The organism is Streptomyces lydicus (genome assembly GCF_000717345.1).
Classification (GTDB): Bacteria; Actinomycetota; Actinomycetes; order Streptomycetales; family Streptomycetaceae; genus Streptomyces; species Streptomyces lydicus.
The window spans coordinates 35,132-48,474 of sequence record NZ_JNZA01000046.1; the positions used below are offsets into that span (position 1 = coordinate 35,132).

Genomic DNA, 13,343 nt, shown 5'->3' on the forward strand with positions numbered 1-13,343 from the left:
CGCCGGACACGCGGTGGGTCGTGGGGCGTGGGGCCTTATGCCGTGGGGCCTGGTGCCAGGGGTGCTAGGCGCGCGGGTAGCGGGCGAGCCAGCCCGGTGACGAGCCGGCCGGGCCGTGCAGGGCGGGTCCCTGCGTCATCTCCATCGAAAAGTCGTCGGCCAGCTGCAGGATCGTCTCCCGGCCCTCCAGCTCGACCAGCCACTCGGGCGGCAGCGCCGTCTCACCGTGCAGCGTGCCCAGCAGATTGCCGCAGATGGAGCCGGTGGAATCGCTGTCACCACTGTGGTTGACCGCGAGCAGCAGGCCGTGCCGCATGTCCTCGGCGACCAGCGCGCAGTACACACCGATGGACAGCGCCTCCTCCGCCGTCCAGCCCTCGCCCAGTGACTCGACCCGGGCGGGCGTCGGCATGCCCTGCCGTACGGCGCCGAGCGCGCGCTTGAGGGCGTCGGTGGTCTCCTCGTGGCCGGGGCGGGTGGCCAGATGTGCCAGCGCCTTCTGCACGGCACCGTCGAGGTCCTCGCCACGGGCCAGCGAGTGGCTGATGACGGCGAAGGCGCCGGCGGCGAGGTAGCCGGTGGGGTGGCCGTGCGTCTGCGCCGCGCACTCGACGGCGAGCTGGAAGACCAGCTGCGGCTCCCAGCCCACCAGCAGCCCGAACGGCGCGGAGCGCATCACCGCGCCGCAGCCCTTCGAGTCGGGGTTCTTGGGCTTGTCGAGCGTGCCCATCGCCTCGTCGCCGAGGCCGGACAGGCAGGCCCGGCCCGGCGCGCGCCGGGAGTAGAGCCACTCCTCACGGGCGAGCCAGCCGTCGTCCTTCTTGCGCTCGTCGGGGCCCCAGTCGCGCTGGGTGGTGGCCCAGCGCAGATAGGCGCGGTGGACGTCGGTGGGCGGATGCCAGGCCCCGGTGTCGCGGCGGACCTGGGCGCGGATCAGCCCGTCCACGGTGAACAGGGTCATCTGGGTGTCGTCGGTGACCGCACCGCGCCTCCCGAAGGCGGGCACGAAGTCCGTCACGCCCTCCTGGCCGTGCGCCTCACGGATCGCATCGAGCGCGTCGAATTCGATACCGGCGCCCAGCGCATCGCCGATGGCGCCGCCGAGCAGGCAGCCGCGTACCCGGCTGCGGAAGTCCTGCTGTTCCGCGCGCCCCCAGATAGCGGTGCCGCCTCCCGCTGCGCTCACTGCGCCCTCCTGAAGCTCACTACGTCCCGGGGCCTTGTGGGGCCCCTGGCGCAGCACTGTAATCGACCACGATTGATCAATTTCCGGCCAGGTGAGTATGTGAATAGTCGCTGGCTAGGCGGCTTTTGGGCGATACGGTCCGGATGGGGAGGGGGCAGCTGTTTTCCCCCTCCGCCCGGTAACCGACCACCGACCACCGTTCACTCTCCGCCACCCGGCCACCCGGCCCCCGGCCACCTGCCCCTGCCCTCTGCCACCTCCCCCTTACCCCTTGACCCCTTGCCCCTTTCCTCAGCTTTCGGGAGTTTCCGCATGACACCGCGTTGCGCCGTACTCGACGACTACCAGGGCGTCGCCCTCTCCACGGCCGACTGGTCCCCGTTGGCCGACGCCGTGGACGTTCGTACGCTGCGGCAGCCCTTCCGCTCCGAGGACGAGGTGGTCGCGGCGATCGGCGACTGCGAGATCGTGGTCGCCATGCGGGAGCGCACCCCGTTCCCCGCCTCACTCCTCGCCCGGCTCCCCCGGCTACGGCTTCTGATCACCTCCGGAATGCGCAACGCCGCCATCGATCTGGATGCCGCCGCCCGGCACGGCGTCACCGTCTGCGGCACCGCCAGCAACACCGAACCGCCCGTCGAACTCACCTGGGCCCTGATCCTCGGCCTGGCCCGCGACGTCGTCACCGAGAACACCGCCCTCCGCGCAGGCGGCCCCTGGCAGAGCACGCTCGGCGCCGATCTGCACGGCCGCACGCTCGGGCTGCTCGGCCTCGGCAAGATCGGCACCCGGGTCGCTCGGATCGGTCTGGCCTTCGGCATGGACGTGGTCGCCTGGAGCCGGAACCTCACCCCCGAACGCGCGGCGGAGGCCGGCGTACGTGCCGCCGCCACCAAGGAGGAGCTCCTGGAGGGCAGCGACTTCGTCTCCGTGCACCTCGTCCTCGGCGAGCGGACCCGTGGCCTGCTCGGCGCCGCCGAACTCCGCCGCATGCGGCCTACCAGCTATCTCATCAACACCTCCCGTGCCGCGATCGTCGACCAGTCCGCGCTGCTCCAGGCACTGCGCGAGAACTGGATCGCCGGCGCCGGCCTCGACGTCTTCGAGCAGGAACCGCTGCCCGCCGACCATCCGCTGCGCACCCTCCCGAACGTCCTGGCCCTCCCCCACCTCGGCTACGTCACCCGCCGCAACTACGAGGGCTACTTCCAACAGGCCGTCGAGGACATCACCGCCTTTCTCGCAGGCGCCCCGATCCGCCAACTGCACTGAGGGCTTCACTTCCCTCGTGTCCCGTTCCTGACGGTATGCGGCGACGTCGGGGCGCTTATCCGTTCGATGATGGCAACGCCCCACGCTGGGCATGCTCTCCCCATGTCCGAGTACGAGTGGGATCGCACCACGATGGCGGTCGTCGCCTCCGCACTGTCCGGGGACAGCGACGGCGCGGTGGAACTGCTCCGGCCGCTCCCCCAGCGCGATGTCTGCCATATCGCGGTGCGGCTGGCCGCCATGGCCGCGGATGCGCTGATCGTCGCCGCCCAGGACAGCGGAGGCGACCGTGAGGAGGCACTGTCGCAGTGGCAGCAGTGCATCCTCCAGCACGAGGCCGAATACGAGGGCGAGTAGCGCGGCCCGGGCACGGGCCGGTCACTCCGCCAGGCCGGCCGGTCCGTCAGCCCGGTAGGTCAAGGTGGCCGGCCGCGGTTGCCATCCTGCGTATCAGCCCGTCGCGGACGGCCGCCAGCCTCTCCGCGTTCGCCCCCGGCAGCCGTGCCAGATCACGTATCCCCAACTCGGTCTCGGCGACGACCTCCCAGGCAGCTCCGTCGAGCAACCGTGCCGTTGCGTCCTCGGCCCCCGCCCAGTCCCCGAGGGCGCAGCAGCAGACGACCTCCGCCAACACCGTTGCCGCACCTGCGAGGCCGTACGGATCACCGTCGGGTCCGCCGCCACCGCTGCCGCCGTCGACGCCCCCGCCGCCGTGGCCGTCGCGGTCCCCGTCGACAGCGGCGCCGGCGGACCGCAACGCCTGCCATGCGGACACCGGCCCGGCCGCGTCCACCCCTTCGCGTGCCCCGGCCAGCAGTGCCGCCTCGTACCGGACCCTCAGGTGCGCGGCGACCGCGTCGGGGGCTCCCGTCGCCCTGTCGTCCGGGTCCCGCTCGCCCTCGGGGGCGTGCCGCCCGCCGGGGAGCGCGCCGCGCGCCGCCTCCAGCGTCTCGTGCGCGGCGTCGAGGTTTCCGGTGCGGCGCAGGCACCCGGCCTTGAGGGCGAGGAGCGCGGCGTTCGGGCCGCTTGTGGCGAGTGCGCGGTCGAAGTCGGCGAGGGCCTCCGCCGGCCGGCCCGCGAGCAGGTTGGCTCTGCCTCGTGCCGCCGTGGTCTGCCAGGAGTCCGGGGTGAGTTGCAGGGCGGCGGTGAGTTCGGCGCGGGCCTCTTCGCAGCGGCCGAGCGCGCGCAGCGCCAGCCCACGCGCCGTACGGGCCCAGGCGTCGGTGGGCGCGAGGGCCAGGGTCCGTTCGGCCTCCGCGAGCGCCTGCTGGTACCGCTTCATCTCCAACCAGGTGCGGCAGCGCTCCCCCTTCACCCAGGCGTTGTCCGGCCGGAGTTCAGCCGCGCGTCCGAGGGCGGTCAGGGCCTCCTGGTGGCGGCCCATGTCGCGCAGGGTCATTCCCCGGCGGGCGTGGGCCCAGACGTAGGCGGGGTTGACCTCCAGCGCCCGGTCGAACTCCGCCAGGGCCAGGGCGTACTGCCGCCTGTCACGGTAGGTGGCGCCCCGTTCGGCCATCGCCCAGGCGTAGTCGGCGTTGATCTCGATGGCGCGTGCCAGGCCCACCAGCGCCTCGTCGTGGCGGCCGAGGCGCCGCAGGCAGACGGCCCGGCTGCCAAGGGTGAAGGCGTGCCGGGGCTGCCGGGCCAGCACGCCGTCGAAGGCGGTGACGGCCTCCTCGAACCGGCCCATGAGGCGGTATGCCTCGCCGAGCTGGGCGGCGGCGTCCACCGAGTCCGGTGCGACCTCCAGGGCGCGGAGGTAGTCCTCGGTGGCCCGGTCGAAGCGGCGCATGTAGCGGTGGGTCAGCCCCCGTTCGAGCAGCGCCGCGGCGTCGCGCGGGCTCAGCTCCAGACAGCGGTCGAAGTCGGCGAACGCCTGTGGCCACGCTTCGGCCAGGCGGTACTCACGGCCCCGGATGCGGTGGATGCGGGCCTGCTCGGCCACCTCCAGCCCGGGCCGGGCGAGCAGAGCGGTCAGCACCGCGGCCAGGCCGTTGCCCTCCTCCGCGCAGGCGGCGACCAGCCGCTCGCCCCACTCCCTGACCTCGGGGGCATCGGCGTCCTCGCCGGCCTGGCGGATACCCTCGGCCACCCGGCGCACCACGGGCCGTTCGTACTCGGCCGCGTCCCGCATGTCGGCCAGCGCCTCGTCGAGCGCGGGGTGCGGGTCCGCGCAGAGCGCGTGATACGTCTCCCGCAGTCGCTGCTCCACCCAGCGTTCGTCGCCCCAGGACCGCGCCGGGTCGTTGTCGTCGGCGCACTCCCTGCGGCGGTCCCGCGCGGCCTCGGCGAGCCGCCGGTGCCGGGCCGTCCAGGTCTGCGGGGATCTGCGCCGCTGGAGGCGCAGCATCGCGGTGCGCACCACCTCGTGGTACTGCCGGCGGCCCGACCGGCCGGTGACGAACGGCAGCCCGCACAGCCAGCCGAACTGCCCTGCGGCGGCCGGGTCCACCGCGGTCCGGAAGACGTCCTCGTCGAGGGAGCGGGGCAGCGCGGCGGCGAGCGCCGCCTCACGGCGGACGGGGTCCGTCTCCCACTTCAGGAAGCGCTCGACGGCCGTGTCACTGGGATCGTCGACGGCCTCCGCGGCCCGGGGGCGGTTCTCGGCGAGGGTCGACACCAGCACCGGCAGCCCGCCGGACAGCCGCAGGATCACCTCGACGATGCGTTCGTCGACGATGTCCCTGGTCGCCAGGTACTGCCGTGCCTCGCCCTCGGTGAAGGCGTCCAGCGGCAGTGCCGCCACGCAGTCGAGGTGGTCTGCCCAGCAGCGGTGGTCCAGGGCGGTCTGGCCGGCCAGCGTCACCACCACATTGGGTGCCAGCGGGCCGTACCGGTCGCTGACCAGGACGTCGCGCAGCCAGGTGTCGAGCAGCGGGCCGGTCCGTTCGTAGGTGTCGAAGAAGAGGGCCAGCCAGGGCACCTCGTCGGCGACGGCGCCCACCTCGCGGACGAACACCGGTGTCAGGGCCGCCACCGGCTCCATCACCAGTTCGACGTCGTCGTGATTGCGCAGCCGGGCGCTGAGCAGCCCCCGCAGCCGGTCCGCGCCGCGCGCCATCTGCCGGGCGTCCAGCGCCCCGGTGACGGCCCCGACGCCGGGCAGCAGCCCGAGAGCGGCGAGTCCCGCCTGCGCCGCGATGATGCTGCCGGGCGAGGGGCCGCTCCCCTGGGCGTCGCCGCCCGCGTCGGCCGCGCCGGGCGGCCCCTGCTCGGCGACGGCCACCGCCTCGGCCTCGTGCCGTCGTTCCCGGTAGGTGGCGAGGAGCTTGTCGAACACCTTCAAGGGGCGCCCCTGGGCGGCCAGTTGGCGGCTGATGGCCGCCATCGCCTCGGGGATGGTGTGCGCCGACTCGTCGACGTATGCCGTCGGTGCGCCCTGCTCGCGGGCGGTCTCCTCGAACTGCCGGATCAGGGACGTCTTCCCGACGCCTGCCTGGCCGTGCACATGGAACAGGAACTGCTGTCCCGGATCTTCCACGCTGCGGGTGAAGTTGGCCCGGAAGTTCTCGATCTCCGTCCGCCGTCCGACGAACCCGGCCCGTCGTCGCTGCCGGATCAGCTCCTGCCGCGACAGCCTGCTGCGCTCCATCCTGTCCACCCCCGTTCACGACGGCTGGTGCCGCCCGCCGGCTTGCTGCCTGCTCTCGCAGATTAGCTTTCGGCGGAGTTGCGCACGGGGGCCTGTGGATAACCTCGCCGGCCGCAGCGCGGCGGCCGCGTTGCCGCGCCGGCTGCCCTACTCCACCACCGGCAGCAGCTCCGGCAGATGCCCGTCCGAGGCCAGGGCGGCGGCCTGGCGTTCCCCGGACACCGGCCCGTAGGTCGTCGTGCGGGGGCGCGCCGGGCGCCCGGCGCGCTCCGCGATGTCGATCAGGCCCTGGATGGAGCGGTAGGAGCCGTAACCTGAGCCGGCCATACGGGAGATGGTCTCCTCCATCAGGGTGCCGCCCAGGTCGTTGGCGCCCGACCGGAGCATCTCCGCCGCCCCGTCCGTGCCGAGCTTGACCCAGCTCGTCTGGATGTTGGTGATGTGCGGGTGGAGCAGGACCCGGGCCATCGCCGTCACCGCGCGGTTGTCGCGGGTGGTGGGGCCCGGGCGGGCGATGCCGGCCAAGTACACGGGCGCGTTGGTGTGGATGAAGGGGAGGGTGACGAACTCGGTGAAGCCGCCGGTCTCCTGCTGGATCTCGGCCAGCAGACGGAGGTGGCCGAGCCAGTGCCGCGGCTGGTCGACATGGCCGTACATCATCGTCGAGGACGAGCGGATGCCCAGCTCGTGGGCGGTTTTGACGACCTCGACCCAGGTGGCGGTGGGCAGTTTGCCCTTGGTGAGGATCCAGCGGACCTCGTCGTCGAGGATCTCCGCGGCCGTGCCGGGGATGGTGTCGAGCCCGGCGGCCCTGGCCTCGGTCAGCCACTCGCGGATGGACAGCCCGGTGCGGGTGGCGCCGTTGACGACCTCCATGGGCGAGAAGGCGTGCACATGCATCCCGGGCACGCGTTCCTTGACGGCGCGCGCGATGTCGAAGTACGCCGTGCCGGGCAGGTCGGGGTGGATGCCGCCCTGCATGCAGACCTCCACCGCGCCCACGTCCCACGCCTGCTGGGCGCGGTCGGCGACCTGGGAGAGGGACAGGGTGTAGGCGTCGGCGTCGGTGCGGCGCTGGGCGAAGGCGCAGAAGCGGCAGCCGGTGTAGCAGACGTTGGTGAAGTTGATGTTCCTGGTGACGATGTAGGTGACGTCGTCGCCCACCGTGGCGCGCCGCAGATCGTCGGCGATCCCGCAGAGGGCGTCCAGGGCGGGCCCGTCGGCGTGCAGCAGCGCCAGCGCCTCGGCGTCCGTGAGCCGGGTCGGGTCGTCGGCGGCCCGGGCCAGGGCCTGCCGTACGTCGGCGTCGATCCGCTCGGGTGCCATCCCGGGGGCGGCGGCCTCGCGCAGCGCCTCCCAGTCGCCGTAGACCTCGTCGAAGTCGTCGCGGCGGTCGGCGGTGCGGCCTTCGGTGTCGATGGTGTGGTGCAGGTCCGTACGGCCGGAGGGGCTCAGGGTGAAGCCGTCCTCGGGCTCCTGCCAGGGCCGGCCCACCACGGGGGCGTCCTCGATCGCCAGGCCCGTCTCCGGGTCGGCGAGGGCGCGGACGTGCGGCAGCAGCCGGGGGTCGAGCCAGGGTTCGCCGCGCTGGATGAACTCCGGGTAGATGGGGAGGCGTTCGCGCAGCTCGAAGCCGGCGGTGGCGCACCGCTCGGTCAGCTCGTCGATCTGCGGCCAGGGCCGCTCGGGGTTGACGTGGTCGAGGGTCAGCGGGGACACGCCGCCCCAGTCGTCGATGCCGGCGTCGACGATCAGCGCGTATTCGCCGTCGACCAGGTTGGGCGGCGCCTGGATCCGGGTCGAGGGACCCATGATGTGCCGGGCGACCGCGATCGTCGCGGCCAGCTCCTCCAGTTCGGCGTCCGGCATTCCGCGCATCGCCGTGTCCGGCTTGGCGCGGAAGTTCTGCATGATCAATTCTTGGATGCCGTGGTACGCGCGCTGGATGCGGCGCAGCGCGAAGAGCGACTCGGCACGCTCCTCGTAGGTCTCGCCGATGCCGATCAGCAGCCCGCTGGTGAAGGGCACGTTGGAACGGCCGGCGTCCTCCAGGACGCGCAGCCGCACGGCGGGTTCCTTGTCGGGCGAGCCGTGGTGCGGGCCACCGGGCTCGCTCCACAGGCGCTCGGCGGTCGTCTCCAGCATCATCCCCAGGGACGGGGCCACGGGCTTGAGCCGCTGGAAGTCCGTCCAGGACATCACCCCCGGATTGAGGTGCGGCAGCAGCCCGGTCTCCTCCAGGACGCGGATGGCCATGGCGCGGAGGTAGGAGATCGTGTCGTCGTAGCCGTGCGCCTCCAGCCACTCGCGGGCCTCGGGCCAGCGGTCCTCGGGGTTGTCCCCCAAGGTGAACAGGGCTTCCTTGCAGCCCATTTCGGCGCCGCGGCGGGCGATGTCCAGCACCTCGTCGGGCGACATGAACATCCCGTGGCCGTCACGGCGCAGTTTGCCGGGCACGGTGACGAAGGTGCAGTAGTGGCACTTGTCGCGGCACAGGCGCGTCAGGGGGATGAAGACGCCCTTGGAGTACGTGATGACGCCGGGGCGGCCCGCGGCCTCCAGGCCCGCGTCCCGCACCCGGGCCGCGGAGGCGCACAGGTCCTTGAGGTCGTCGCCGCGGGCCTGGAGCAGCACCGCGGCCTCGCCGACGTCCAGCGCCACACCGTCGCGGGCCCGCTTGAGCGCACGACGCATCGCGTTCTCCGTAGGACGGCCCTGCGAAGCGGAGGAAGCGCTCGTCCCGTGGCCGGTCCCCCGGTCGGATGCCTGGTCAGGTCCCTGTGCGCTGGAAGTCATCCTCCGAGCATACGAGCGTCCACCGACAGCGCCGCCGCCGGAGAACACCCGGCCGGTGTGCCACTGATCACGGCAGACGGAGGTTACATCCGGCCCCGAAAGGGGCAATTCCCCGGCGGCGGCTCAGCGCATGCTCACCCGCTCGCGGTCACAGGCCGGCAAGCAGCTCGTCGGAGTACGTGCGGGTCAGGAACTCCATGTAGTGGCCGTCCGGGTCGTCCACGTACAGACCGCGCCCCCCGTCGTGGGTGTTGAACTGCTGCGGCTTGGAGTGCATCGGGTCGGCCCAGTACGGGAGGTCGCGTGCCTTGATCCGGCCGAGTATCGCGTCGAACTCCTCCTCCGTCACCAGGAAGGCATAGTGCGTGGGGACGAACTCCCGGCCGCCCGCGACGTGCTCGGCGTAGTCGAGCGTCACACCGTTGTCGAGCTTGAGGGCGGCGAACGGGCCGAACGCCTTCGGTTCGGGCGCGTCGAGCAGCTCGGCCAGGAAGCGGGCGGAGGCGAAGCGGTCGGTGCTGTGCACGATCGTGTGATCGAGGCTGGGCATGGGATCTCCTTGATCTGGGTGGCCCCGGGCGGGCGGTACGGGCGCTCGCACAGCGCACCGGGCCGCGGACGCTCCGGGAGCCGTTGACCGATCTCCGGAGGACTCCGAACTGCGGGTCCTTCACCTTCGACGCTACGTCCGGCGGGGCCGGCCGCGGATCCGTCTGCGGTACCGACCCGGGAGCGCCGGCCTTACGCCGATGGACCTAGGGCGCGCCGCGTTCCGGCCCGCGATTTCGGGCGTGCGGAAGCCGCGGCGCCACCGATTGCCAGGCCCGGGGCCGCGGCGCCACCGGTACCGCCGGCAGTTCCCTCGTCACAGGTACTGGGCGAAATCGTCCAGCGTCCGCAGCACCTCCGCCTCGCCGGCCGGCGGCAGCTGGAGCACCACTTCCCGCAGGCCCAGCTCGCGGTAGTGGGCCAGCTTCCCGGGCGACGGGACCACCGCGTAGGGCACCACCACCGGCTCACCCGCCCGCCCGGCGTCCGCCCACGCCTGCCGCAGCACCGGGACGGTCTCCGTCAGACCTCGGCCGCCGATCGGCAGCCAGCCGTCGGCGTACTCGGCGATCTGCCCGAAAAGCTTGGGGCCGGCCGAGCCGCCCAGCAGGATGCGGGGCGCGCCGTTGACCGGTTTGGGATGGGCGAGGGAGGCCCGCACGGACCCGAATGTCCCTTTGTACGCGGTCGGTTCGTCGGCCCAGAGGGCGCGCATCAGGGCCACCCGGTCACGGGTCAGCTCGCGCCGGGTCGACCACTCCACCCCGTGGTCGGCGGCCTCCTCGACGTTCCAGCCGTAGCCGACGCCGAGTGTGAAGCGCCCGCCGGAGAGGAAATCGAGGGTGGCGACCTGCTTGGCGAGGTCGACGGGATCGTGCTGGGCGACGAGGGTGATGCCGGTGCCCAGGGCGAGCCGCTCGGTGACCGCGGCGGCCTGGCCCAGGGCGATGAACGGGTCGAGGGTGCGGCCGTATTCACGGGGCAGCGGCTCGCCCATGGGTGCGGGGGTGTCACGGCTGGCGGGGATGTGGGTGTGTTCCGGGAGGTAGAGGCCGGCGAATCCGCGCTGTTCCAGCTCATGGGCCAGCCGGTCCGGCCGGATGGTCTCGTCGGTCAGGAAGATCGTGGTCGCGATCCGCATGCTGTGGACACCTCCGTCAGGCGTGTGGGTGACCGCATGTTGCCTCACCGACCGACGGTTATCCACAGCCCTTTCCCTCCGCGTCACAGCCGCGTACAACAGTTTTCACGCGGCGCAACGAGCCGGCCGCGCAGCGACACCGACGGCTCGACACACACGCGGGGGGCGGAAATGGAGCGACGGGACGTACTGAAACTTTCGGCGGTTGCCGGCGCGACGGGCGCGCTTACGCTCGGACGTGTGAGCTTCGCCGACGCCGCGCCGACGGCCGGGCAGTCCGGCGGCGGACCGGGCGAACAGACCCGCCGGGTCACCGGCCATCTGCCCCCGGGGGCACCTGACTTCGTCTATCTGCCGGTCGACGTCCCGCACGGCGTGCGGGAGATCGCCGTCTCCTACAGCTACGACAGACCCGCGGTCCCCGAAGGCACGGCCGGGAACGCCTGCGACATCGGCATCTTCGACGAGCGGGGCACGGACCTCGGCGGGGCAGGGTTCCGCGGCTGGTCGGGCGGGGCGCGTACGGAGTTCTTCCTGCGCGCCGACGAGGCCACTCCCGGCTACCTCCCCGGGCCCGTCAACGCCGGCACCTGGCACATCACCCTCGGGCCGTACACGGTCGCGCCGCAGGGCCTGTCCTACGACGTCACGATCACCCTGCGGTACGGCCCCCGGGGACGCACACCGGCCCCGGTCCATCCGCCCGAGCGCGCCCGGGGCCGCGGACGCGCCTGGTACCGCGGGGACAGTCATCTGCACTCGGTCCACTCAGACGGCAAGCGCACACCCGCCCAGATCGCGGCGCTGGCCCGGGCCGCCGGGCTGGACTTCCTCAACACCTCCGAGCACAACACCATCTCCTCGCACCGCGCGTGGGAGGGCCTGTGGGGCGACGACCTGCTGATCCTGACCGGCGAGGAGGTCACCACCCGCAACGGGCACGTGGTCGCCATGGGCACCGACCCCGGCGTCTTCATCGACTGGCGCTACCGGGCCCGCGACAACGCCTTCGGCAAGTACGCCCGCGCCATCCGGCGGGCCGGGGGCCTGGTCATCCCGGCGCATCCGCACGCCACATGCATCGGCTGCAACTGGAAGTTCGGGCTCAACGACGCCGATGCGGTGGAGGTCTGGAACGGCCCCTACACGCCCGATGACGAGGTCACCCTCGCCGAGTGGGACAACACCCTCGTGGCGCACACCCACGGACGCGGCGACTGGCTGCCCGCGGTCGGGCACAGCGACGCCCATCGCGATCCGGACGTCGTCGGCCTGCCGCAGACGGTGGTGCTCGCCGACGATCTCTCCCGCCGCGCCCTGCAGGACGGCATACGGGCGGGCCGGGTCTGGATCGCCGAGTCCTCGAAGGTCGACCTGGCGTTCTCCGTCACCGGTGAGCGCGGCGAGCACGCCGGGATCGGCGAGCGCCTGGCGGTCCCTGACACGACGCAGGTCACCGCCCGGCTCAAGGTCACCGGCACCCCCGGCTGCACGGTCTCCTTCGTCACCGACCAGGGACGGCTGTACACGGCGCCGCTCCCGCCGTCCGGCGAGGGCACGGTCAGCTGGCAGACCACCCCGGCCTACGCCGCCTACATACGCGCGGAAGTCCGCCACCCCGCGACCACGGCCGGTCTCCCCGGTCCCATGGCAGCCATGACGAACCCGGTTTTTCTGGGGACCTGGGGGAGCTGAGGCGGCCCGCGCCGTCGGGGGCGGTCCGGACGTACGGAATAACCGGAGTGAGCCACCGGTTACGCCGGTACCTACTCACGCCGCGCTCGCGCGGCACCGTCCGACCAGCAGGCCGTCAGGCCGGCAGGCCCTCAGGAGGCTTTCGATGCGTGCCCTTGTTGTCGATCACTCAGCACCCGGACGGCTCGCTCTCGGGACCGTCGCCGACCCCGAGCCCGGTCCCGACGAAGTTCTCGTGAGGATCAGCGCGATATCACTGAACTACGGCGAACTGCCCAAGTCCGACGACGTCGCCGAGGGCACGGTCCCGGGCTGGGACGCCGCCGGCGTGGTCGAGCGGGCCGCCGCCAACGGTCGCGGCCCCAAGCCCGGCGACCGCGTCATCACCTGGGGCCGGAACGCCGGCTGGGCCGAGTTGCGGGCCGTCCCCGTCGATGAACTCGCCGCGCTGCCCGACGCGGTGGACTTCACGGCGGCCGCGGCACTGCCGGTGGCGGGCCTGACGGCACTGCGCGCACTGCGCACGGCGGGCGTACGGCCGGGGCAGCGCGTCGCGATCACCGGCGCCTCCGGTGGGGTGGGGCGGTTCGCGGTCCAGCTGGCACACCAGGCGGGCGCCGAGGTGTACGCGTTCGTCGGCAGTCCGGCGCGCGGTGCGGGCCTGGCCGAGCTCGGTGCGGACCGTGTCCTGACCGATCCCGCCGGTCTCGACGAGCCGGTGGACGTGGTGCTGGACAACGTCGGCGGTTCACTGCTCGGCGAGCTGCTCGGACGGACGGCCCCTGAGGGCACGGTCATCTCGATCGGCGCGACATCCGGTGAACCGACGCCGATCCAGCCGTACCAGCTGATCCTGGGGCGGTTGCGGCTGATCGGCATCCAGGCGGGCGGCAACACGGGCGCCGATCTGGCCCACCTCGTCCGCCTCGTCGCGGAGGGACGCCTGGAGGCCAGCGTGGACCGGGTGGCCGACTGGGAGCAGGCCGGCAAGGCCGCCACCGCCCTGCTCAACCGAGAGATACGCGGCAAGGCGGTGCTGACCCTGGGGTGAGGCGGGGCGCTGGGGGGCCCGGTGCCTGCTTGGGGCCCTGGCGCTCGGGTGGGGGTGGGGG

Annotated in this window: 9 protein-coding genes; 4 read left to right on the plus strand and 5 right to left on the minus strand. The window is 72.8% G+C overall.

Annotated features, from left to right (window positions below; genetic code table 11):
* Positions 1-64: 64 nt before the first annotated feature.
* Positions 65-1,186, minus strand: coding sequence for an ADP-ribosylglycohydrolase family protein (locus OO62_RS32370; RefSeq protein ID WP_033271239.1), 1,122 nt, complete (start codon positions 1,184-1,186; stop codon positions 65-67).
* Between the two features lie 312 nt (positions 1,187-1,498).
* Between OO62_RS32370 and OO62_RS32375 the strand changes: the two genes are divergently transcribed.
* Positions 1,499-2,458 carry a D-2-hydroxyacid dehydrogenase family protein gene (locus OO62_RS32375; RefSeq protein ID WP_033271240.1) on the plus strand — a complete coding sequence of 320 codons (960 nt, stop codon included), beginning with the start codon at positions 1,499-1,501 and terminating at the stop codon, positions 2,456-2,458.
* Between the two features lie 102 nt (positions 2,459-2,560).
* On the plus strand, positions 2,561-2,815 hold the full coding sequence (locus OO62_RS32380) for a hypothetical protein (RefSeq protein ID WP_033271241.1): 255 nt from the start codon (positions 2,561-2,563) through the stop codon (positions 2,813-2,815).
* A gap of 46 nt (positions 2,816-2,861) precedes the next feature.
* On the opposite strand, the gene OO62_RS32385 is transcribed toward OO62_RS32380, so the two are convergent.
* The 4 genes from OO62_RS32385 to OO62_RS32400 all read right to left on the minus strand — a co-directional run bounded on the left by OO62_RS32385 (position 2,862) and on the right by OO62_RS32400 (position 10,536).
* A complete protein-coding gene (locus tag OO62_RS32385) occupies positions 2,862-6,050 on the minus strand; it encodes an ATP-binding protein (protein WP_051733804.1) in 3,189 nt (1,062 codons plus the stop codon).
* 147 nt (positions 6,051-6,197) lie between these two features.
* Positions 6,198-8,846 carry a bifunctional FO biosynthesis protein CofGH gene (locus tag OO62_RS32390; RefSeq protein ID WP_033271242.1) on the minus strand — a complete coding sequence of 883 codons (2,649 nt, stop codon included), beginning with the start codon at positions 8,844-8,846 and terminating at the stop codon, positions 6,198-6,200.
* Between the two features lie 148 nt (positions 8,847-8,994).
* A complete protein-coding gene (locus tag OO62_RS32395; RefSeq protein ID WP_033271243.1) occupies positions 8,995-9,396 on the minus strand; it encodes a VOC family protein in 402 nt (133 codons plus the stop codon).
* Positions 9,397-9,711: 315 nt separating this feature from the next.
* A complete protein-coding gene (locus tag OO62_RS32400; RefSeq protein ID WP_033271244.1) occupies positions 9,712-10,536 on the minus strand; it encodes a TIGR03619 family F420-dependent LLM class oxidoreductase in 825 nt (274 codons plus the stop codon).
* 171 nt (positions 10,537-10,707) lie between these two features.
* Between OO62_RS32400 and OO62_RS32405 the strand changes: the two genes are divergently transcribed.
* Together OO62_RS32405 and OO62_RS32410 are read left to right on the plus strand one after the other, a co-directional pair.
* Positions 10,708-12,231: a CehA/McbA family metallohydrolase gene (locus OO62_RS32405; protein ID WP_078617477.1), complete on the plus strand. Its 1,524-nt coding sequence runs from the start codon at positions 10,708-10,710 to the stop codon at positions 12,229-12,231.
* 145 nt (positions 12,232-12,376) lie between these two features.
* Positions 12,377-13,282, plus strand: a complete 906-nt coding sequence (locus OO62_RS32410) for a zinc-binding dehydrogenase (protein WP_033271246.1) — start codon at positions 12,377-12,379, stop codon at positions 13,280-13,282.
* Positions 13,283-13,343: the final 61 nt, after the last annotated feature.

Excerpts from the sequence above, each read along its gene's own strand:
- OO62_RS32400 (WP_033271244.1), bottom strand. The coding sequence starts at position 10,536 with ATGCGGATCGCGACCACGATCTTCCTGACCGACGAGACCATCCGGCCG.
- OO62_RS32385 (WP_051733804.1), bottom strand. The coding sequence starts at position 6,050 with ATGGAGCGCAGCAGGCTGTCGCGGCAGGAGCTGATCCGGCAGCGACGA.
- OO62_RS32390 (WP_033271242.1), bottom strand. The coding sequence starts at position 8,846 with ATGACTTCCAGCGCACAGGGACCTGACCAGGCATCCGACCGGGGGACC.
- OO62_RS32380 (WP_033271241.1), top strand. The coding sequence starts at position 2,561 with ATGTCCGAGTACGAGTGGGATCGCACCACGATGGCGGTCGTCGCCTCC.
- OO62_RS32375 (WP_033271240.1), top strand. The coding sequence starts at position 1,499 with ATGACACCGCGTTGCGCCGTACTCGACGACTACCAGGGCGTCGCCCTC.
- OO62_RS32410 (WP_033271246.1), top strand. The coding sequence starts at position 12,377 with ATGCGTGCCCTTGTTGTCGATCACTCAGCACCCGGACGGCTCGCTCTC.
- OO62_RS32405 (WP_078617477.1), top strand. The coding sequence starts at position 10,708 with ATGGAGCGACGGGACGTACTGAAACTTTCGGCGGTTGCCGGCGCGACG.
- OO62_RS32395 (WP_033271243.1), bottom strand. The coding sequence starts at position 9,396 with ATGCCCAGCCTCGATCACACGATCGTGCACAGCACCGACCGCTTCGCC.